The sequence below is a fragment of the Streptomyces sp. NPDC026417 genome (assembly GCF_055567695.1).
Map to the genome: position 1 here is coordinate 1 of NZ_JBVHPY010000044.1, position 19,898 is coordinate 19,898.

General features: G+C 73.0%; 17 protein-coding genes. 8 read left to right on the forward strand and 9 right to left on the reverse strand.

The annotated features are described in order from the left end of the window. The 3 genes from ACZ4NT_RS36715 to ACZ4NT_RS36725 all read left to right on the forward strand — a co-directional run. The coding region (locus tag ACZ4NT_RS36715) for a transketolase C-terminal domain-containing protein (protein ID WP_467729662.1) at positions 1-546 on the forward strand (546 nt) is incomplete at its 5' end. Positions 547-692: 146 nt separating this feature from the next. Then, positions 693-2,216 carry an amino acid permease gene (locus ACZ4NT_RS36720; protein ID WP_121406646.1) on the forward strand — a complete coding sequence of 508 codons (1,524 nt, stop codon included), beginning with the start codon at positions 693-695 and terminating at the stop codon, positions 2,214-2,216. 72 nt (positions 2,217-2,288) lie between these two features. Next, a complete protein-coding gene (locus ACZ4NT_RS36725) occupies positions 2,289-3,752 on the forward strand; it encodes an ArnT family glycosyltransferase (protein WP_467729665.1) in 1,464 nt (487 codons plus the stop codon). A gap of 46 nt (positions 3,753-3,798) precedes the next feature. On the opposite strand, the gene ACZ4NT_RS36730 is transcribed toward ACZ4NT_RS36725, so the two are convergent. Next, a complete protein-coding gene (locus ACZ4NT_RS36730; RefSeq protein ID WP_121407535.1) occupies positions 3,799-4,173 on the reverse strand; it encodes an NTP pyrophosphohydrolase in 375 nt (124 codons plus the stop codon). Positions 4,174-4,307: 134 nt separating this feature from the next. Here ACZ4NT_RS36730 and ACZ4NT_RS36735 point away from each other — a divergent pair, with 134 nt between their 5' ends. Next, positions 4,308-5,324: a PLL family lectin gene (locus ACZ4NT_RS36735; RefSeq protein WP_467729682.1), complete on the forward strand. Its 1,017-nt coding sequence runs from the start codon at positions 4,308-4,310 to the stop codon at positions 5,322-5,324. Between the two features lie 105 nt (positions 5,325-5,429). Here ACZ4NT_RS36735 and ACZ4NT_RS36740 read toward each other — a convergent pair whose 3' ends face one another. From ACZ4NT_RS36740 to ACZ4NT_RS36760, 5 genes are all read right to left on the reverse strand, one after another. After that, entirely contained in the window at positions 5,430-7,556 is a 2,127-nt protein-coding gene (locus tag ACZ4NT_RS36740; protein WP_121406648.1) for a 3-hydroxyacyl-CoA dehydrogenase NAD-binding domain-containing protein, read from the reverse strand. After that, entirely contained in the window at positions 7,553-8,779 is a 1,227-nt protein-coding gene (locus ACZ4NT_RS36745) for an acetyl-CoA C-acyltransferase (protein ID WP_121406649.1), read from the reverse strand. The genes ACZ4NT_RS36740 and ACZ4NT_RS36745 overlap by 4 nt, the downstream gene beginning before the upstream one ends. Before the next feature lie 357 nt (positions 8,780-9,136). Next, entirely contained in the window at positions 9,137-10,420 is a 1,284-nt protein-coding gene (locus ACZ4NT_RS36750) for a ribonuclease D (RefSeq protein ID WP_121406650.1), read from the reverse strand. Positions 10,421-10,547: 127 nt separating this feature from the next. Continuing rightward, entirely contained in the window at positions 10,548-11,207 is a 660-nt protein-coding gene (locus tag ACZ4NT_RS36755; protein ID WP_121406651.1) for a response regulator transcription factor, read from the reverse strand. Positions 11,208-11,570: 363 nt separating this feature from the next. Next, complete coding sequence (locus ACZ4NT_RS36760) at positions 11,571-12,197, reverse strand: DUF3000 domain-containing protein (RefSeq protein WP_183117108.1); 627 nt, start codon at positions 12,195-12,197, stop codon at positions 11,571-11,573. A gap of 193 nt (positions 12,198-12,390) precedes the next feature. Between ACZ4NT_RS36760 and hemE the strand changes: the two genes are divergently transcribed. After that, the gene (hemE, locus tag ACZ4NT_RS36765) at positions 12,391-13,461 is read left to right on the forward strand and encodes a uroporphyrinogen decarboxylase (protein WP_121406653.1); all 1,071 of its coding nucleotides are present in this window, start codon (positions 12,391-12,393) and stop codon (positions 13,459-13,461) included. Positions 13,462-13,468: 7 nt separating this feature from the next. Here the strand turns inward: hemE and ACZ4NT_RS36770 are convergent, their stop codons facing one another. Further along, complete coding sequence (locus ACZ4NT_RS36770) at positions 13,469-14,284, reverse strand: rhomboid family intramembrane serine protease (RefSeq protein ID WP_121406654.1); 816 nt, start codon at positions 14,282-14,284, stop codon at positions 13,469-13,471. Positions 14,285-14,410: 126 nt separating this feature from the next. Between ACZ4NT_RS36770 and ACZ4NT_RS36775 the strand changes: the two genes are divergently transcribed. Then, a complete protein-coding gene (locus tag ACZ4NT_RS36775) occupies positions 14,411-14,746 on the forward strand; it encodes a hypothetical protein (protein ID WP_121406655.1) in 336 nt (111 codons plus the stop codon). 199 nt (positions 14,747-14,945) lie between these two features. Here the strand turns inward: ACZ4NT_RS36775 and ACZ4NT_RS36780 are convergent, their stop codons facing one another. Both ACZ4NT_RS36780 and ACZ4NT_RS36785 read right to left on the reverse strand, forming a co-directional pair. Then, the gene (locus ACZ4NT_RS36780) at positions 14,946-16,355 is read right to left on the reverse strand and encodes an FAD-dependent oxidoreductase (protein ID WP_121406656.1); all 1,410 of its coding nucleotides are present in this window, start codon (positions 16,353-16,355) and stop codon (positions 14,946-14,948) included. Between the two features lie 27 nt (positions 16,356-16,382). After that, positions 16,383-17,411 (reverse strand): DUF4349 domain-containing protein, encoded by a 1,029-nt coding sequence (locus ACZ4NT_RS36785; RefSeq protein ID WP_467729670.1) that lies wholly within the window; start codon positions 17,409-17,411, stop codon positions 16,383-16,385. 158 nt (positions 17,412-17,569) lie between these two features. On the opposite strand from ACZ4NT_RS36785, the gene hemG reads away from it, so the two are divergent. Together hemG and hemQ are read left to right on the forward strand one after the other, a co-directional pair. Beyond that, positions 17,570-19,045 (forward strand): protoporphyrinogen oxidase, encoded by a 1,476-nt coding sequence (hemG, locus tag ACZ4NT_RS36790; RefSeq protein WP_121406658.1) that lies wholly within the window; start codon positions 17,570-17,572, stop codon positions 19,043-19,045. Positions 19,046-19,049: 4 nt separating this feature from the next. Next, positions 19,050-19,769: a hydrogen peroxide-dependent heme synthase gene (gene hemQ / locus ACZ4NT_RS36795; protein ID WP_121406659.1), complete on the forward strand. Its 720-nt coding sequence runs from the start codon at positions 19,050-19,052 to the stop codon at positions 19,767-19,769. Positions 19,770-19,898: the final 129 nt, after the last annotated feature.

A 19,898-nucleotide genomic window follows, 5' to 3' on the forward strand; every position in this document is an offset into this window, starting at 1 on the left:
GCCGTGGAGGTCGACGACGCGCCCACCGTGGTCCGCTTCTCCAAGGGCGCGGTCGGCCCGGCGGTGCCCGCCGTGGGCCGGGTCGGCGGCATGGACGTCCTGCGCGCGCCCGGTACCGACGCCCCCGACGTGCTGCTCGTCTCCGTCGGTGCCCTCGCGCCCATGTGCCTGGAGATCGCCGGGCTCCTCGACAAGCAGGGCATCTCCACGACCGTCGTCGACCCGCGCTGGGTCAAGCCCGTCGACGAGGCCATGGCCCCGCTCGCCGAGCAGCACCGCGTGGTCGTCACCGTCGAGGACAACTCCCGGGTCGGCGGCGTCGGCTCGACGATCGCGCAGGCCCTGCGCGACGCCGGTGTCGACGTGCCGCTGCGCGACTTCGGCATCCCGCCGCGTTTCCTCGACCACGCCTCCCGCAAGGAGGTCATGACGGAGATCGGCCTGACCGCCCCGGACATCGCCCGTCAGGTCACCGGTCTCGTGGCCAAGCTGGACGGACGCTTCGAGCGGTCCTCGGCCCACGCCGTGGAGTCCGCCCGCGACTGACCGACACCGTTGGTCCATTGGGCCGGTTCCTCCTCCCTGTACGGGTGGTGGAACCGGCCCGTTTGCGTGAACCTCCACGCGCCGGGGCATGCGGAGCGAGAGCCCCCTCGATCATGTCGAGGACGACAAGCGTGGGAGGTACACCCGTGAGCAGCACCCTCTTCAGAACGAAGAAGGTCGAACAATCGATCTTGGACACTGAGGAGCCGGAGCACGCACTCAAGAAGTCGCTGTCCGCTCTGGATCTCACCGTCTTCGGTGTGGGTGTCATCATCGGCACCGGCATCTTCGTCCTCACCGGCACGGTCGCCAAGAACAACGCGGGTCCGGCCGTCGCCCTGGCCTTCGTCGTGGCCGGTGTGGTCTGCGCGCTCGCCGCGCTGTGCTACGCCGAGTTCGCGTCCACGGTCCCGGTGGCCGGTTCGGCGTACACCTTCTCGTACGCCTCCCTCGGCGAACTGCCCGCCTGGATCATCGGCTGGGACCTGGTCCTGGAGTTCGCGCTGGGTACGGCGGTGGTCGCGGTCGGCTGGTCCGGCTACATCGCCTCCCTGCTCGACAACGCCGGATGGCATCTGCCCGACGCGCTCACCGGGCGGGAGGGGGCCGACGGCTTCGGCTTCGACATCCTCGCCGCGGCCCTCGTGCTGGTGCTCACGGCCATCCTCGTGGTGGGCACGAAGCTGTCCGCGCGGGTCACCGCCGTCGTGGTGGCCATCAAGGTGACGGTCGTCCTGGTCGTGATCATCGCCGGTGCCTTCTTCATCGACGGCAAGAACTACGACCCGTTCGTCCCGAAGGCCCAGCCCGTGGACGCGGGCAGCGGCCTCGACTCCCCGCTGATCCAGCTGATGTTCGGGTGGGCGCCCTCCAACTTCGGCGTGATGGGCATCTTCACCGCCGCCTCGGTCGTCTTCTTCGCCTTCATCGGCTTCGACGTCGTGGCCACGGCCGCCGAGGAGACCAGGAACCCGCAGCGCGACATGCCCCGCGGCATCATCGGCTCGCTCATCATCTGCACCGCGCTGTACGTCGCCGTCTCGATCGTCGTCACCGGCATGCAGAACTACAAGCAGCTGTCCGTGGACGCCCCGCTCGCCGACGCCTTCAAGGCCACCGGGCATCCCTGGTACGCGGGCTTCATCAGCTTCGGCGCCGCCGTCGGCCTCACCACCGTCTGCATGATCCTGCTGCTCGGCCAGACCCGGGTCTTCTTCGCGATGAGCCGCGACGGCCTGCTGCCCCGCTTCTTCTCGCGGGTCCACCCGCGCTTCAAGACCCCGCACCGGCCGACGATCCTGCTCGGCGTGATCATCGCGATCCTCGCCGGCTTCACCAGCCTGAGCGAGCTCGCCGAGCTGGTGAACATCGGCACGCTGTTCGCCTTCGTCGTCGTCGCGATCGGCGTGATCATCCTGCGTCGTACGCGTCCCGAGCTGCCCCGCTCCTTCCGCACCCCGCTGGTGCCCGTCCTGCCGATCCTGTCGGTCCTCGCCTCGCTGTGGCTGATGCTCAACCTGCCCGCCGAGACCTGGCTCCGGTTCGGCATCTGGATGGCCATCGGGTTCCTCGTGTACTTCCTGTACGGGCGCTCGCACAGCCGTCTCGGCAGGACCCAGAAGGCCGCGGCGGGCGGCGCCGTGCCCCCGCCCGGCGGCACCACCGAGTAACCGTTCCGATTCCCGCTCCGGCCCCGTATGTCCCGCTTCGGCGGAGACTGCGGGGCCGGATAGCGTGCACGCATGCTCGCCGGCCCCCTCGCCCCGTCACACTCCGTACCCGCGCTCCGGCGGCCCGCGGACCGCGGCTACTGGGGGCGGCTCCTCCCCGCACTGGCGCTGCTGGCCTGCGCCACACGCCTGCCCTCCTTCCTGCGCCCGCTGTGGAACCCCGACGAGGGGTATCTCGCCGTGCAGGCCCGGCTCCTGGCCCACGGAGGAGAGCTGTACGAGACGGTCGTGGACCGCAAGCCCCCGCTGGTGCCGTGGCTGTACCAGGGCGCGTTCGCGCTCTTCGGCTCGGGATCGCTGACCCCCGTACGGATCCTCGCGGTCCTGGCGCAGCTGACGACCGCGGTCCTCCTGGCGTCCCTGGCCCGGCGCCGATGGGGGGACGCGGCCGGCCGCACGGCCGGGACGCTGTACCTGCTGGCCTCGGTCGGGCTCAACCCGGCGGACGCGCAGGCCGCGACCTTCGAGGTGTTCATGCTGCCCTGCACGGCCGCCGCGATGTGGTGCGCAGACCGGCACCGCTGGGGCGCGGCAGGGGTGGCCGTCGCGGGCGCGTTCCTGATGAAGCAGACCGGCGGCGCGGTGCTGGTGCCGGTGCTGTGGCTCCTGTACCGGGACGGCCCGGCCCGCGCCCCGCTGCTCCGCCTGGGGCTCGGCGCGGTCCTGCCGGTGCTCGGCGCCGCGCTGCTCACCGACCCGGCCGGCTTCCTCTTCTGGACGGTCACCGGCTCGGGCGCGTACGCCGCCTTCACCGGCTCCGAACTCCACGTGCTCAACCGGGGGATGGCCAACACCGCGCTCCTGGCCGGGGCCTGCGCGGGGCTGATCCCACCCGTCGTACGGGCCCTGCGCCTCGCCCGCCGGGGCCCGGCCGAGCTGTGGCTGTGGCTCGGCTCCTCGGCCGCCGCGGTGACCCTGGGATTCCACTTCTTCGGCCACTACTACCTGCAACTCGTCCCGCCCGTCGCGCTGTCGGCGACGGCCGCTCTGCGCGACGTGCCGCGCGTCCGGCTGGTGCGGGCGGTGCTGACGTCGGCGTGCTGCTGCGCGCTGTTCCTCACGTGGGGCGTGCTCGCCCCCCGGTCCGACCTTGCGCACGCCCAGCGCCTCGCGGACACCGTGGCCCGCCGGACGGTGCCCGGCGACCGCGTCCTGGTCTGGGGCATACACCCGGAGGTCTACTGGCTCGCCGGCCGCGACCCCGCCAGCCGCTATCTCACGGCCGGCCTCCTGACCAACTACAGCGGCGGCCGCAACGGGCCCCGGGTCGGCGAGGAGTACGGCATGGCGGGCGCCTGGCCGGTCTTCCGCGAGGAGATGGCCGCGCATCCGCCCGCCCTCATCGTCGACGACGCGCACGACAAGCCGTACCGGCCCGACCGGGTGCCGTCGCTGAGGCGGCTGCTGGCGGCCCGCTACGAAGCGGTGGGGGAGGTGGCGGGCGCAGTGCTGTACGCGCCCGCACGGGGCCGCTGAGGGCGGGGGAGGGGGGCCACATCCGGTCGCGCCGCGCCCGACGGCGTCAGGACCGCCCGTGCACCGCGCGGGGGCCCACCACGTCGGCGCCGAGGGCGGTCACCCGCCGGCGCAGTTCGCGGTCGGCGGTGACGACGAGCCGGTCGCGGCCCGGCGAGGCGGCGGTCAGCTCCACGATGTGGTCGTCGCCGCTGCCCGGGGCGTCCTCGACGCGGACGCCGGGGACGGACTCCACGCCGCGTGCCGCGCCCTCCACCACGAGGACGACCTCCAACGGGCCGGGCCGGCCGGGCAGTCCTTGCTCCGCGCAGCCGACGAGCCGGTCCCTCAGGCGTACGGCGGCACCCCGGCGGTCGCGCCACCACCCGTCGGGCACGGAGCCCACCACGTTCGCACCGTCGACGATGAGCAGGGTCGTCATGGGTCCACCCTGCCAGAGTCGCCACGCCCGGTCGGACACGCGGGGCGGCGGCCGCGGTGTGCGAGCGTCTCCCGGGGAGGCCCCGTCCCCGCCCCGCCGGGCCGCCGAATTAGAGTGAGTCCGTGTCGACGGTGGTGAACGGGGACTGGTTCCTGCGCGGGCGCGACGGCAGGCTGAGTGTGTATCTGCCGTCGGACGCCGATGTCCGGTGCCGGGCCGAACTCGGGCCCGGTGGTCCCTGGGACCCGGCGCGCGTCGTCGGCGGCGACCAGCGCCTGCATCCCGTACTGGCCGTCGGACAGGGCGCGGACGGCTACGCCCACCTGGTGTCCTGGCGGCCGACCGTCCCCGGCGAGTCGGGCCTCGTCCACTCCGCGCACTTCCGGCCCCGCCTCGCCGCCCTCGACTGGCTTCCGCTCGGGCACCCGGACCGCACCGGCGACCGGACGGGCACCCCGGCCGTCGCCGTCGACGCGCAGGGCCGGGCCCACGTCTTCGTGCGCAACCGCGGCGGCGGGGTGAGCATGGTCGCCCAGAAGGAGAAGGGCGGCTGGGGACCGTGGCGGGACCTCGCGGGAAGCGACGTCCACGACGGTCCGGCGGCTGTCACGGGGGAGTCGGGGCGGGTCGAGCTGTACGCGGCCGTACCCGGCGCGATCCTGTACTGGCGGCAGGAGGAACCGGGCAAGCAGCCGGTCCTCCAGGAGGCCGTGGAGGCGCCCGTGCGGCCGGGCACGCTCCGCGCACTGGCCACCTCGTCCGAGCGCACCTCGCTGTTCTTCACGGACGAGTCGGGCGACCTGTGCGTATGGCGGCCGGGCGCCAAGCCCGTCGCCCTGCTCGCCGCCGCCGGGCCGGGTCCCGTGGCGGCGGTCCGTACCGAACTGGACGGCCACGACTGCACCTTGCTCGCCCAGCCCGGCGGCGACGGGCGGATCGCCTTCGCCGCCTACCCGACGGAGGAGGAGTCCGCCGGCGCCTGGTGGGCGGCGTCCGGACCGCCGCTGCCCGCCGGCGCGCGGGTGTCGCTGGCGAAGGACGAGGAGGGCCGGGTGGTCGCGGCGAGCCTCGCACCGGCGGCGGGGGACCTCCTGCTCACCCGCCGCAAGGACGAACCGGGCCTCGCGCTGGAGGCGTGGCGGGCCGTGTGAGGATCGCCGGGCGGGCGGCGGTCCTCCCCGTCCGGCCGCCCCCCTCAACGCCGTTGCCCGGCACACCGCTCGGTGTGCCGGGCAACGTACGGGCCGGACGGAGCGTTACGCGGGCACGCTCGCCACGCCGGGCTCCAGGAACTTCTTGCCGTTCACCCGCTCCGAGACGCCCTCGCGGTCCAGGTACGGCGTGATGCCGCCCAGGTGGAAGGGCCAGCCGGCACCGGTGATCAGGCAGAGGTCGATGTCCTGCGCCTCGGCGACGACACCCTCGTCGAGCATGAGCCCGATCTCCTGGGCGACGGCGTCGAGCACGCGGTCACGGACCTGCTCCTCGGTCAGGACGACGTCGCCCTGCTTGAGGAGCGCCGCGACCTCGGGGTCCAGCTCCGGCTTGCCGGAGTCGTAGACGTAGAAGCCGCGCTTGCCCGCCTTGACGACGGCCGCGAGGTTCGGGGAGACCGTGAAGCGGTCCGGGAAGGCCCGGTTGAGGGTCTCCGAGACGTGCAGACCGATCGCGGGGCCGACCAGTTCGAGGAGGACCAGCGGCGACATCGGCAGGCCGAGCGGCTCGATGGCCTTCTCGGCGACCTCCACCGGGGTGCCCTCGTCGATGACGTTCTGGATCTCGCCCATGAAGCGGGTCAGGATGCGGTTCACGACGAACGCCGGGGCGTCCTTGGTGAGCACCGCGGTCTTCTTCAGCTTCTTGGCGACGGCGAACGCCGTGGCCAGCGAGGCGTCGTCGGTCCGCTCGCCGCGCACGATCTCCAGGAGGGGGAGGATCGCGACCGGGTTGAAGAAGTGGAAGCCCACGACGCGCTCGGGGTTCTTCAGCTTCGACGCCATCTCCGAGACGGAGAGCGAGGAGGTGTTGGTGGCGAGGATCGCGTGCGCCGGGGCGACCGCCTCGACCTCCGCGAACACCTGCTGCTTGACGCCGATCTCCTCGAACACGGCCTCGATGATGAAGTCCGCGTCGGAGAAGCCCTCGGCCTTGTCGAGCACACCGGAGACCAGGGCCTTCAGGCGGTTGGCCTTGTCCTGGTTGATGCGGCCCTTGCCGAGCAGCTTGTCGATCTCGGCGTGGACGTAGCCCACACCCTTGTCGACGCGCTCCTGGTCGATGTCCGTGAGGACGACCGGCACCTCCAGGCGGCGCAGGAAGAGCAGCGCGAGCTGGGAGGCCATCAGACCGGCGCCGACGACACCGACCTTGGTGACCGGACGGGCGAGCGACTTGTCCGGCGCGCCGGCCGGGCGCTTGCCGCGCTTCTGCACCAGGTTGAACGCGTAGATGCCGGCGCGCAGTTCGCCACCCATGATCAGGTCGGCGAGCGCGACGTCCTCGGCGTCGTAACCCTTCTGCAGGTCGCCGTCCTTGGCGGCGGCGATGATGTCCAGGGCGCGGTAGGCGGCCGGGGCCGCACCGTGCACCTTGGAGTCGGCGACGAAGCGGCCCTTGGCGACGGCCTGGTCCCAGGCCTCGCCGCGGTCGATCGCGGCACGGTCGACGACGATCTCGCCCTTGAGGACGGAGGCCGTCCACAGCAGCGACTGCTCCAGGAAGTCGGCGCCCTCGAACAGGGCGTCGGCGATGCCCAGTTCGTAGACCTGGTGGCCCTTGAGCTGCTTGTTCTGGTTGAGCGAGTTCTCGATGATCACCGAGACGGCCTTGTCGGCGCCGATCAGGTTCGGCAGCAGGGCGCAGCCGCCCCAGCCGGGGACCAGGCCGAGGAAGACCTCGGGGAGCGAGAAGGCCGCGATGGACGCGGAGACCGTGCGGTACTTGCAGTGCAGGCCGACCTCGACACCGCCGCCCATGGCCGCGCCGTTGTAGTACGCGAAGGTGGGGACCGCGAGGCCCGACAGGCGCTTGAAGACCTCATGGCCGCCCTTGCCGATGGCGAGCGCGTCGTCGTGGTTCTTCAGCAGCTCGACGCCCTTGAGGTCGGCGCCGACCGCGAAGATGAACGGCTTGCCGGTGAGGCCGACGCCGACGATCTCGCCGGCCGCGGCCTCCCGCTCGACCTGGTCGATGGCGAGGTCGAGGTTCGCGAGCGACTGCGGGCCGAAGGTGGTCGGCTTGGTGTGGTCGAAGCCGTTGTCCAGCGTGATGAGCGCGAAGCGCCCGGCGTTGAACGGCAGGTCGAGGTGGCGTACGTGCGCCGAGGTCACGACCTCGTCCGGGAACAGCTCGGCTGCGCCCTTCAGGAGTTCAGCGGTGGTCACTTGTCGCCTCCGGCGTCCTTGTGGTGCGGGTTCTCCCAGATCACCGTGGCGCCCATGCCGAAGCCGACGCACATGGTGGTGAGGCCGTAACGGACCTCCGGCTGCTCCTCGAACTGGCGGGCCAGCTGCGTCATCAGACGGACGCCGGAGGAGGCGAGCGGGTGGCCGAACGCGATGGCGCCGCCGTACTGGTTGACGCGCGCGTCGTCGTCCGCGATGCCGTAGTGGTCCAGGAAGGCGAGGACCTGGACGGCGAACGCCTCGTTGACCTCGAAGAGGTTGATGTCCTCGATCGAGAGGCCGGCTTTGGCGAGGGCCTTCTCGGTGGCCGGGATCGGGCCGTAGCCCATCACCTCGGGCTCGACGCCCGCGAAGGCGTAGGAGACCAGGCGCATCTTGACCGGCAGGTCGTGCTCGCGGGCGAAGTCCTCGGACGCGATGATCGACGCGGTCGCACCGTCGTTCAGACCGGCCGCGTTGCCCGCGGTGACCCGGCCGTGGACGCGGAACGGCGTCTTGAGGCCCGACAGGTTCTCCAGCGTGGTGCCGGGGCGCATCGGCTCGTCGGCGGTGACCAGGCCCCAGCCCGTCTCGCCGACCTCCGCGTTGGTGTTGCGCACCGAGATCGGCACCAGGTCCTGCTGGATCTTGCCGTTGGCGTACGCCTTGGCGGCCTTCTCCTGCGAGCGCACGGCGTACTCGTCGGCGCGCTGCTTGGTGATGTGCGGGTAGCGGTCGTGCAGGTTCTCCGCCGTCATGCCCATGAACAGGGCCGACTCGTCGACCAGCTTGTCCGACACGAACCGCGGGTTCGGGTCGACGCCCTCGCCCATGGGGTGGCGGCCCATGTGCTCGACACCGCCGGCGATGACGGCGTCGTACGCGCCGAAGGCGATGGAGCCCGCGGTGGTGGTGACGGCGGTCAGCGCACCGGCGCACATGCGGTCGATGGAGTAACCGGGGACCGACTGGGGGAGCCCGGCGAGGATGCCGGCCGTGCGGCCCAGCGTCAGACCCTGGTCACCGATCTGCGTGGTCGCGGCGATGGCGACCTCGTCGATCTTCGCGGGGTCCAGACCGGGATTGCGGCGCAGCAGCTCCCGGATGGCCTTCACGACGAGGTCGTCGGCGCGGGTCTCGTGGTAGATGCCCTTCGGGCCCGCCTTGCCGAACGGGGTGCGGACGCCGTCGACGAAGACGACGTCCCTGACGGTACGAGGCACGATGGCTCTCCTCCAGATGCGGGATGGCACTGCTGCGCGGCGCATACGCCTGAGCGCGCGCTCACCCCCTCATGCTACTTGCGGGTAACCACGCTGCCCAGTCCCCCGGCCGGGAGCGGCGAAGGTCACACCTCCGGCCTCCCGCCCGGCGCCGTCCGGCCGGAGATCTTGGCGGGATCTCGCCCCCGCCGCACGGACCGGACGCCCGCTCCGACGTGCGGAGACGCTCCTCCCGACCGGGCACGGTCCGAGCCGGCCGCCCCGACGGCGCCCACCGGAACCCGCTCGGCGGGCCCGCACCGGCAGCACGCCCGCGCCCGGCGGTACCGGCAACGGCACCGCCGGGCGCGGGCGGCGTCAGGCCTTGGCTGCGCCCGAGCGCAGGGCGGCCAGCAGGACGGGCGTGACCTGCTCGACCTGCCAGGCGCGTGCCCCGTGCCCGGCGAGCGCGGCGGCGACCGCGTCGGCGTCGGGCGAGGCCGGGGGCTCCCAGCAGACCCGGCGCACCGTGTCGGGTGCGATCAGGTTCTCCTGCGGCATGTTCAGCTCCTCGGCGAGCGCCGACACCGCGGCTCGCGCGGCGGACAGCCGGGCGGCGGCCTCGGGGTCCTTGTCGGCCCAGGCGCGCGGCGGCGGAGGACCGGTGACCGGCTGCCCGGGCTGCGGCAGCTCGGCGTCCGGCAGTTCCCTCGCACGGTCCACGGCGCTCTGCCACTGCTCCAGCTGACGCCGGCCCATGCGGTGCCCGAAGCCGTTCAGCGCGGCCAGCGCGTGCACGTTGGCGGGCAGGGACAGCGCGGCCTCGACGATCGCGGCGTCCCCGAGCACCTTGCCGGGCGAGATGTCCCGGCGCTGGGCGACCTGGTCCCGGGTCTGCCACAGCTCCCGAACGACGGCCATCTGCCGCCGCCGGCGCACCTTGTGCATGCCGGACGTGCGGCGCCAGGGGTCCTTGCGCGGCGGCGCCGGGTCGGCCTGCGCGATCGCGTCGAACTCCTGCCGGGCCCATTCGAGCTTGCCCTGGCGGTCCAGCTCCTTCTCCAGGGCGTCCCGCAGGTCGACGAGCAGTTCGACGTCGAGTGCCGCGTACCGCAGCCACGGTTCGGGAAGCGGGCGCGTGGACCAGTCGACGGCGGAGTGCCCCTTCTCCAGGACGAAGCCCAGGACGCCCTCGACCATCGCGCCCAGTCCCACGCGGGGGAAGCCGGCCAGACGGCCGGCCAGCTCGGTGTCGAACAGGCGAGTGGGGATCATGCCTATTTCGCGCAGGCACGGCAGGTCCTGGGTGGCGGCGTGCAGCACCCACTCGGCTCCGGAGATCGCCTCGCCGAGACCCGAGAGGTCGGGACAGGCCACGGGGTCGATCAGCGCGGTGCCGGCGCCCTCGCGGCGCAGCTGCACCAGATAGGCGCGCTGGCCGTATCGGTACCCGGACGCGCGTTCGGCGTCGACGGCCACGGGGCCGGTCCCGGCGGCGAAGGCGGCGACCACCTCGGCGAGCGAGGCGTCGTCGGCGATGACGGGAGGAATGCCCTCCCGGGGCTCGAGCAAAGGGATCGGCGCCGGTTCGACGTCGTCCGGAGGGGCGCCTCCGGTGGTTCGCAGTGAGCTGTCTGCTGCGGTCTCTTGGGCGTCGGTCACCTGTCAAGGGTATCCGTGTATGGACGACGCCCGCCGACGGAACGTTCCGTCGGCGGGCGTCCGGGGGTCGTAAACCAGTCACGATGGTGAAAGATCCGGTTCACGGTCGGGAGGACCCGGGGGAGGGTCAGTGGATGATGCCGGTCCGCAGCGCCACCGCGACCATGCCGGCGCGGTCACCCGTGCCGAGCTTGCGGGCGATGCGGGCGAGGTGGCTCTTGACGGTCAGTGCGGACAGGCCCATCGAGACGCCGATGGCCTTGTTCGACTGGCCCTCCGCGACGAGGCGGAGCACCTCGACCTCGCGGCCGGACAGCTCGCGGTAGCCGCCCGGGTGGCTCGGGGCACCCGGGGGGCGGCGGTGCATACGGGCGGCGCCGCCGAGGGGGGCGGCCCCGGGGCGGCTCGGCAGCCCCAGGTTCGTCCGCGTCCCGGTGACGACGTAGCCCTTGACGCCGCCCGCGAGGGCGTTGCGCACGGCACCGATGTCGTCGGCGGCGGACAGGGCGAGGCCGTTGGGCCAGCCCGCGGCTCTGGTCTCGGACAGCAGGGTGAGCCCGCTGCCGTCGGGCAGGTGGACTTCGGCGACACAGATGTCGCGCGGGTTGCCGATTCGGGGACGGGCCTCCGCGACGGACGACGCCTCGATGACGTCGCGTACTCCGAGCGCCCACAGGTGGCGTGTGACGGTGGAACGGACCCGTGGGTCTGCCACGACCACCATGGCGGTCGGCTTGTTCGGGCGGTAGGCGACCAGGCTTGCGGGCTGCTCAAGGAGAACGGACACCAGGCCTCCTGGGGGGCGGGGACGAGGGGGGAGCCGGCCGTGGGGATGAAGCCGGGGTGAACCCTTGCTTTCAAGGTCACAGACGTCTTCGGCATCAAACCCGTCCGCCTTTAGAGAATGATCACGATTTAGTGAGTAATAATCTGCGCAATTCGGACACGCGATCGATCATCCGAAGATCGAACCGAGTCGTTCCACGTCGTTACGCGTCCGAAAGTGGCCGTATCGACAAAGGGATGATCCGCGGGCGGCGCCGGAGGCCGGCACGGCGCGGGCCCGGGGAGGTGCACGGCACGGCGGGCACAGCGAAAAGCGCACCGGCCGGGAGCCGGTGCGCTTCGTCGGACCTCGTTCTGTGTCTCCCTAGCGGGACTGCGGACCCCGGCGCTGCGGGAGGGTGACCACCGAGGCGTCGCCCGGACCCGTCGGCGGGAGCCCCGCGACCTGGCACAGCAGATCGCACCAGGCGGCCAGATGCGCGGCCGTGTCCGGCACGCCGCCCAGGCCCTCCCGCGGCGTCCACGAAGCGCGGATCTCGATCTGGGAGGCGGAGGGCCGTTCGGACAGCCCACCGAAGTAGTGCGAACTCGCCCGCGTGACGGTGCCGCTCGGCTCGCCGTACGACAGGCCGCGGGCCTGCAGCGCCCCGGTCAGCCAGGACCAGCAGACGTCGGGCAGCAGCGGATCGGCCGCCATCTCCGGTTCCAGCTCGGCGCGCACCAGCGTCACCATCCGGAAGGACCCCTGCCAGGCGTCGTGCCCCGCCGGATCGTGCAGCAGCACCAGCCGGCCGTCCGCCAGATCCTCGTCGTCCTGGACGACCGCGGCCTCCAGCGCGTACGCGTAGGGGGCCAGGCGCTGCGGCGGGCGCGTCGGGTCGACCTCGATCTCCGGCCGCGGCCGCGCGGCTCTCAGTGCCTCGACGGCGGCCCGGAAGGGCAGCGGGGCCGCCGCCATCGCATCCCCGTCCCCCTCCTTCGAGTCGTCCATCCCGCCAGCGTCGTCCGACAGTCGTCCCTGAGCCGCAGCCATGCGGGGAAGATTAAGGGGAACGGAGCCTCCGCGCAGGGAGGGACACCCGTGCGCGCGGCCACTGTCCGGATCACGCCGTACGAACGCGCCCCCGGAGTGTGCGCCCGGTGCCGGGACGGGACGGCCGTCGGACCGTGCGAGACTTTCCGTCGTGAGTGCCAACGATCGCCGCCCCTCGGGCCAGCAGCCGACAGCCACGTACGAGTCCGCCTTCCTGAAGGCGTGCAGGCGCGAGCCCGTGCCGCACACCCCGGTGTGGTTCATGCGGCAGGCCGGGCGCTCGCTCCCCGAGTACCTGAAGGTGCGCGAGGGCATCCCCATGCTGGAGTCCTGCATGCGGCCGGAACTCGTCGCCGAGATCACGCTGCAGCCGGTCCGCAGGCACAACGTGGACGCGGCGATCTACTTCAGCGACATCGTCGTCCCGCTCAAGGCCATCGGCATCGACCTCGACATCAAGCCCGGCGTCGGCCCGGTCGTCGAGAACCCGATCCGGACCCGTGCCGACCTCGCCCGGCTGCGCGACCTGACGCCCGAGGACGTCTCCTACGTCACCGAGGCGATCAAGCTGCTCACGGCCGAGCTGGGCGAGACCCCGCTCATCGGTTTCGCGGGCGCGCCTTTCACCCTCGCGAGCTACCTCGTCGAGGGCGGCCCGTCCAAGAACCACGAGCACACCAAGGCGCTCATGTACGGCGACCCGCAGCTGTGGGCCGACCTGCTCGACCGGCTCGCCGAGATCACCTCCGCGTTCCTGAAGGTGCAGATCGAGGCGGGCGCGAGCGCCGTCCAGCTCTTCGACTCCTGGGTCGGAGCCCTGGCACCGGCCGACTACCGCCGCTCGGTGATGCCCGCCTCCACCAAGGTGTTCGAGTCCGTCGCCGGGTACGGCGTCCCGCGCATCCACTTCGGCGTCGGCACCGGCGAGCTGCTCGGCCTGATGGGCGAGGCCGGGGCGGACGTCGTCGGCGTGGACTGGCGCGTGCCGCTCGACGAGGCCGCCCGCCGCGTCGGCCCCGGCAAGGCGCTGCAGGGCAACCTGGACCCGGCCGTGCTCTTCTCCTCCACGGAGGCCGTCGAGGAGAAGACCCGCGAGGTGCTCGACGCCGCCGCCGGCCTGGAGGGCCATGTCTTCAACCTCGGCCACGGCGTCCTGCCCACCACGGACCCCGACGCGCTGACCCGCCTCGTCGAGCACGTCCACACACTCACCGCCCGCTGACGGACCGTCACGCGTGCCGCGCCTGCCTGCCCCACAGCAGGCTGCGCGGCTCCGGCGGGGGCGGGGTGCCCGGGCGCAACGGCCAGGCCAGCAGCATGCCCGCCACGAAGCCGGCCACGTGGGCCGCGTACGCCACGGTCCCGGCGTCGGAGACCCCGCCGCCGGACGAGTACACCGCCTGGAGCACGAACCAGAAGCCCAGCACGATCCAGGCGGGCAGCCGCAGCGGCAGGAAGACCAGGAACGGGACCAGGACCCACACCCTGGCTCTCGGATAGAGCACCAGATACGCGCCGAGGACCCCGGCGATCGCCCCGGAGGCGCCGATCAGCGGGTCCGCCGAGTCCTCGTTGAGGAGCGCGAAGCCGTACGTGGCCGCGTAGCCGCAGACGACGTAGAACAGCGTGAACCGCACGTGCCCCAGCCGGTCCTCGATGTTGTTGCCGAAGATCAGCAGGAAGAGCATGTTGCCGAGCAGGTGCAGCCAGCTGTTGTGCAGGAACATCGCCGTCAGGACCGAGAGCGGCGGTGACTTGTCGTAAGCCGGCGGCCCCACCAGGCAGCCGGGCCCCTGCGCGCCGACACCGATCTCGCCCGTGGGCACGATCCGCGGCATCCGGTGGTGGATCAGCTCCTGCGGCACCGCCGCGTACTGGTCCAGGAAGGCGTGCAGACGGCACAGGTGCGCCAGCTCACTGCCGCCCGCCACGGATCCGGCGATGCCGGGCGTGAAGAGGAACGCGAGAACACTGGCGGCGATCAGCGCATACGTCACGTAGGGGGTACGCCGTGCGGGATTCACGTCATGGACGGGGATGACCACAGGGAATTACTGCCCTCGATCCCGGGGGCGAATCGGTGAACGGGCCCGTCCGCGCCTGCGTATGACTCCTCGACCGCCCGTGGCGAGAGGAAGCCGCGACGCGAGGGACACGTGAGGACACAGGCGATGAACGAGCGAGTTACTCCTCCGATGCACGCCCTGCCCGACGGCGAGGCCGAGATCGCGCTGGTGGTGCACCTTCCCTGGGAGGACGTCGCCGCGCTCGGCCAGGAGGCCGGCCGGCTCGCCGCGCGCATGCAGCGCCCGGTGACCCTCGACGAGGCCGTCAGCCACCGGCTGCGCTCCTCGCGGCCGGCCGCCCACGCCAAGCCGCCGGCCGCGCAGTCCGCGTCCGTGCCGCCCGCGGCGTCCGTGTCCTCGCTGCCGGGGCGGCCGCCCGCGGAGCAGGCCCGGCAGGCCATCGAGCGGATCAACGGGACCGGGCAGCACGAGTCGGCGTGAACCCGGGCCCGCTGCGCGGCACCCGGGCAGCGCCGGTCCCGCGGTCCGGAGCGGGCACGGGGCGGTGAGCGGCGGCCGTGGCCGCACCCGCAGATCCCCGCGCCCCGGGTCGGCTGCCGCCCGCGGTGTGCGCCCCGGCCGACCGGGGCCTCCCGCACCGCTGGCCGCCGTGGGCCTCCGCGGGCCGGTCGGGCCCGGCTCAGCCGGCGTGGGCGCGTACCGCCGCCGAGGCCTTGCGGGCCGCCACCAGGACCGGGTCCCACACCGGTGAGAACGGCGGCGCGTAGCCGAGATCGAGCGCCGTCATCTGTTCCACCGTCATACCCGCGGTGAGTGCCACCGCGGCGATGTCGACGCGCTTGCCCGCTCCCTCGCGCCCCACGATCTGCACGCCCAGCAGCCGTCCCGTACGGCGCTCGGCGAGCATCTTCACCGTCATGGGGGCGGCCCCCGGGTAGTAGCCCGCCCGGCTCGTGGACTCGACCGTGACCGACTCGAACCGCAGCCCGGCCCGGCGCGCGTCCTTCTCGCGCAGCCCGGTGCGGGCGATCTCCAGCTCGCAGACCTTGCTCACCGCCGTGCCGACGACGCCCGGGAAGGTCGCGTACCCGCCGCCCGCGTTGCTGCCGATGACCTGCCCGTGCTTGTTGGCGTGGGTGCCCAGCGCGATGTGCCGCTCGCGTCCCGAGACCAGGTCGAGCACCTCGACGCAGTCACCGCCCGCCCAGATGTTCTCGTGCCCCCGGACCCGCATCGCGAGGTCGGTGAGCAGGCCGCCGTGCTCGCCGAGCGGCAGCCCGGCCGCCCGCGCCAGCGCGGTCTCGGGGCGGACGCCGATGCCGAGCACCACGACGTCCGCCGGGTACTCGGCCTCCTGGGTGGCGACCGCCCGGACCCTGCCGTCGTCACCGGTCAGGATCTTGGTGACCTCCGCGTCGTCGACCATCGTGATGCCCATGCCCTCCATGGCGGTGTGCACCAGGCGGCCCATGTCCGGATCGAGGGTCGACATCGGTTCGCTGCCCCGGTTGACGACCGTCACCTCGTAGCCGCGCTTGATGAGGGCCTCGGCCATCTCCACCCCGATGTAGCCCGCGCCCACGACGACCGCGCGCCGCCCCCGGGTGGCGGCCAGCGTGTCCAGCAGCGCCTGACCGTCGTCCAGGGTCTGCACACCGTGCACCCCGGGCGCGTCGACGCCGGGCAGGTCGGGGCGGACCGGCCGCGCACCCGTCGCGATCACGAGCTTGTCGTAGCCGGTCCACTCCTCGGCCCCCGAGTCGAGGTCGCGCGCGCGGACGCGGGCACCCGCGACGTCGATCTCCACGACCTCCGTACGCATCCGGAGGTCGATGGCGCGCTCGCGGTGCTCCTCGGGGGTCCGCGCGATCAGATCGTCCCGGTCGGTGACGTCGCCGCCCACCCAGTACGGAATGCCGCAGGCCGAGTAGGACGTGAAGTGGCCCCGCTCGAACGCCACGATCTCCAGCTCGTCCGGGCCGCGCAGCCGGCGTGCCTGCGACGCGGCGGACATGCCCGCCGCGTCGCCGCCGACCACGACCAGCCGCTCCTTGTTCCCGCCGGTACCGCTCGTAGGGCTCATGCTCATACGAACACGCTACGGGGACGCGGCATTTCAGTCCTCCTCGCGTCCCTCCCGCTCGCCCGCACGAGCACCGCGGCCCGCGGGCTCACGAACCGGCGGGGCGACGGGGAGACCCCCGGCCGACGGCGACGGCGACGGCGACGGCGACGGCGACGGCGCCGGCCGGCGGGCCGTGCGCGGGCGCACGAGGCGCACCCACAGCACGACGAGCAGGGCCGCGCCCGCCAGGAAGGGCAGCACCGCGCCGAACGCGACCGCGATCCAGCGCAGCATGGTGACGAACGCGTGCCAGCCGCCCGCGAGCGCGTCCAGGAAGCCCGGGTCCTCGTCGTCGGCGGCCGCCGTCTTCACCGGGGTCTCGGACAGCGACAGGGTGATCGTGGCGAGGCCGGTGCGGTCCTTCAGGGAGGCCTGCTGCGCGAGCAGGGACTCCAGGTCGGCCTGACGGCTGCTCAGCTCGCCCTCCAGGGTGACCACGTCGGCGAGTTCGGTCGCCTCGTCCATCAGCTCGCGGATCCGGGCCACACTGGCGCGCTGAGACTTGACGCGGCTGTCCACGTCGACGACCTGCTCGGTGACGTCCTGCGCCTTGGCCGTGCGGGACAGCAGCTTGCCCGCGCCCTCCAGCCCGTCGAGCACCTCCTCGTACCGGTCGGTGGGCACGCGCAGGATCACCCGGGTCCGCTCGCGGCCGCTGCCGTCCCGGGTGGTCGTCTCGTTGCCGACGAAACCGCCCGCGCTCTCGGCCGCGGTGCGGGCGTCGGCCAGCGCGTCCGGGACGTCCTCGACCTGCACGGTCAGCGAGGCCGTGCGGATGATGTGGCTCGCGGCGGCCTTCGGCGCCGTGGTGGGCCGGGACTTGGCCCCGCTGCTTCCCTCGCTCCGGTCCGCGGCGCCCGCACCGCGTTCCTGGGCACCGGGGGCGTACCCCTTGGAGTCGCTGTCCGCGGATTTTCCACCGGAGTCGCCGGCGCCGCCGCAGCCCGCCAGCGCGAGGGAGGCGGCGAGGAGAACCCCCGCCAGGACCCGGACAGGTCGTACCGAACGTCGTGACTGCATGCGGGCATCCCCCCGGCGTCGTGAAGACTGACGTTCCTTCGACGCGCGACCGGCCGGGGACGTTGGGGTGAATCGGTTCCGATGCGGTCACGGAAAGGACTCGCGGCGGACACCGGGCTCGCGGCGGCACCGCCGGCGGGGTCTGAGAAAGTGGGGGTATGCGTGCACAGGACACCCCTCCGGGTTCGGGACAGGCCGTCGTCGTCGGCGGCGGGATCGCGGGACTGGCGGCGGCCCACCGCCTGCTGGACACCGGCCTGCGCGTGACCGTCCTGGAGGCCTCGGAGCGGCTCGGCGGCAAGCTGCTCCCCGGCGAGATCGCGGGCGCACGGGTCGACCTCGGCGCCGAGTCGATGCTCGCCCGGCGCCCCGAGGCGGTCGCCCTCGCCCGCGAGGTGGGCCTGGCGGACCGGCTCGTGACGCCGGCCACCGCGACCGCTTCGATCTGGACCCGCGGCGCCCTGCGCCCCATGCCCAAGGGCCATGTCATGGGCGTCCCCGGCACCGCCGCCGCCCTCGCCGGACTCCTCTCCGAGGAGGGGCTGCGCCGCATCGAGCGCGACACCGACCTGCCGCGCACGGAGGTCGGCGACGACGTGGCCGTCGGCGCGTACGTCGCCGAGCGGCTCGGCCGGGAGGTCGTGGACCGCCTGGTGGAGCCGCTCCTGGGAGGCGTCTACGCGGGCGACGCGTACCGCATCTCGATGCGCTCGGCGGTCCCGCAGCTCTTCCGGGCCGCCCGCACCCACGACTCGCTCACCGAGGCCGTACGGGAGATCCAGGACAACGCCGCCCGCAGCAAGCAGACCGGACCGGTGTTCATGGGCATCGCCGGCGGCGTCGGCCGACTGCCCCTCGCCGTCGCCGAATCGGTCCGGGCGCGGGGCGGCGACATCGTCACGGGCGCACCCGTCACGGAACTGCGCCGCACCGGCCCGCCGGACCGGGCGCACGCGTCCTGGCGGATCGTCGCGGGCGACCGCGTCCTGCACGCCGACGCCGTCGTGCTCGCCCTGCCCGCCCCGGCCGCCGCCGGCCTGCTGCGCCCCGAGGCGCCGGCGGCCGCCGCCGAACTGGCCGCCGTCGAGTACGCCTCCATGGCGCTCATCACCCTCGCCTACCGTCGCGGCGAGGTCGCCCTCCCCGAGGGGAGCGGGTTCCTGGTGCCGCCGGTGGACGGGCGCACCATCAAGGCGTCCACCTTCGCCTCCCGCAAGTGGGGCTGGGTCGACGAGGAGAACCCGGACCTGCTCGTGGTGCGGACCTCCGTCGGGCGGTACGGGGAGACGGAGGTGCTGGGCAGGGACGACGAGGACCTCGTCGACGTCTCCCGGCACGACCTGCGGGAGGCCACCGGCCTGACCGCCGCGCCCGTCGCCACCCGTGTCACCCGCTGGACCGACGGCCTGCCGCAGTACCCGGTCGGGCACCACGCGCGCGTGGCCCGCGTCCGCGAGCACGTCGCGAAGCTGCCCGGCCTCGCCGTCTGCGGCGCGGCGTACGACGGCGTCGGCATCCCGGCGTGCATCGCCAGCGCCTACGCGGCGGTGGACGCCCTGGAGGGGGACCGCGCGGGACTGGACGCGCTGACCGCGAACCCGGTGCAGAGTCTGCACGGCGGCGCGGGAGAATAGCCCCATGAGTGACGACGCCCCCGCCAAGATCCCGAACGCCGGCAAGAAGGCCAAGGACCTCAACGAGGTCATCCGCTACACGCTGTGGTCCGTCTTCAAGCTCCGTGACGTCCTCCCCGAGGACCGCACGGGCTACGCCGACGAGGTCCAGGAGCTGTTCGACCAGCTCGCCGCCAAGGACGTGACCGTCCGCGGCACGTACGACGTGTCCGGACTCCGCGCCGACGCCGACGTGATGATCTGGTGGCACGCCGAGACGAGCGACCAGCTCCAGGAGGCGTACAACCTCTTCCGGCGCACCCGGCTGGGCCGCGCGCTGGAGCCGGTCTGGTCGAACATGGCGCTGCACCGCCCCGCCGAGTTCAACCGCTCGCACATCCCCGCGTTCCTCGCCGACGAGACGCCGCGCGACTACATCAGCGTGTACCCGTTCGTGCGCTCCTACGACTGGTACCTGCTGCCCGACGAGGACCGCCGCCGCATGCTCGCCGACCACGGCAAGATGGCCCGCGGTTACCCGGACGTGCGCGCCAACACCGTCGCCTCGTTCTCCTTGGGCGACTACGAGTGGATCCTCGCCTTCGAGGCCGACGAGCTCTACCGCATCGTCGACCTCATGCGTCACCTGCGCGCTTCCGAGGCCCGGATGCACGTCCGCGAGGAGGTCCCGTTCTACACGGGCCGCCGCAAGGACGTCGCCGAGCTGGTCGCCGGCCTCGCCTGATCAGTGCGCCCGAGGGCGCCGGGGGGGGGGGGCGGGAGGTGGTTCCTGGGTCTACCCGGCCGTTTGCGCTCCTGGGGTAGCAGGCCGGGTTTTTTTTTTGGACCCGTCGCGCACGCCAACGGGGGTGCA

What these genes read in the sequence shown, in the direction of transcription:
- ACZ4NT_RS36780 (WP_121406656.1), bottom strand. Translation starts at nt 16,355, where the DNA reads ATGAGCATGAGCCCTACGAGCGGTACCGGCGGGAACAAGGAGCGGCTG.
- hemG (WP_121406658.1), top strand. Translation starts at nt 17,570, where the DNA reads ATGCGTGCACAGGACACCCCTCCGGGTTCGGGACAGGCCGTCGTCGTC.
- hemQ (WP_121406659.1), top strand. Translation starts at nt 19,050, where the DNA reads ATGAGTGACGACGCCCCCGCCAAGATCCCGAACGCCGGCAAGAAGGCC.
- ACZ4NT_RS36785 (WP_467729670.1), bottom strand. Translation starts at nt 17,411, where the DNA reads ATGCAGTCACGACGTTCGGTACGACCTGTCCGGGTCCTGGCGGGGGTT.
- ACZ4NT_RS36775 (WP_121406655.1), top strand. Translation starts at nt 14,411, where the DNA reads ATGAACGAGCGAGTTACTCCTCCGATGCACGCCCTGCCCGACGGCGAG.
- ACZ4NT_RS36730 (WP_121407535.1), bottom strand. Translation starts at nt 4,173, where the DNA reads ATGACGACCCTGCTCATCGTCGACGGTGCGAACGTGGTGGGCTCCGTG.
- ACZ4NT_RS36725 (WP_467729665.1), top strand. Translation starts at nt 2,289, where the DNA reads ATGCTCGCCGGCCCCCTCGCCCCGTCACACTCCGTACCCGCGCTCCGG.
- ACZ4NT_RS36760 (WP_183117108.1), bottom strand. Translation starts at nt 12,197, where the DNA reads ATGGACGACTCGAAGGAGGGGGACGGGGATGCGATGGCGGCGGCCCCG.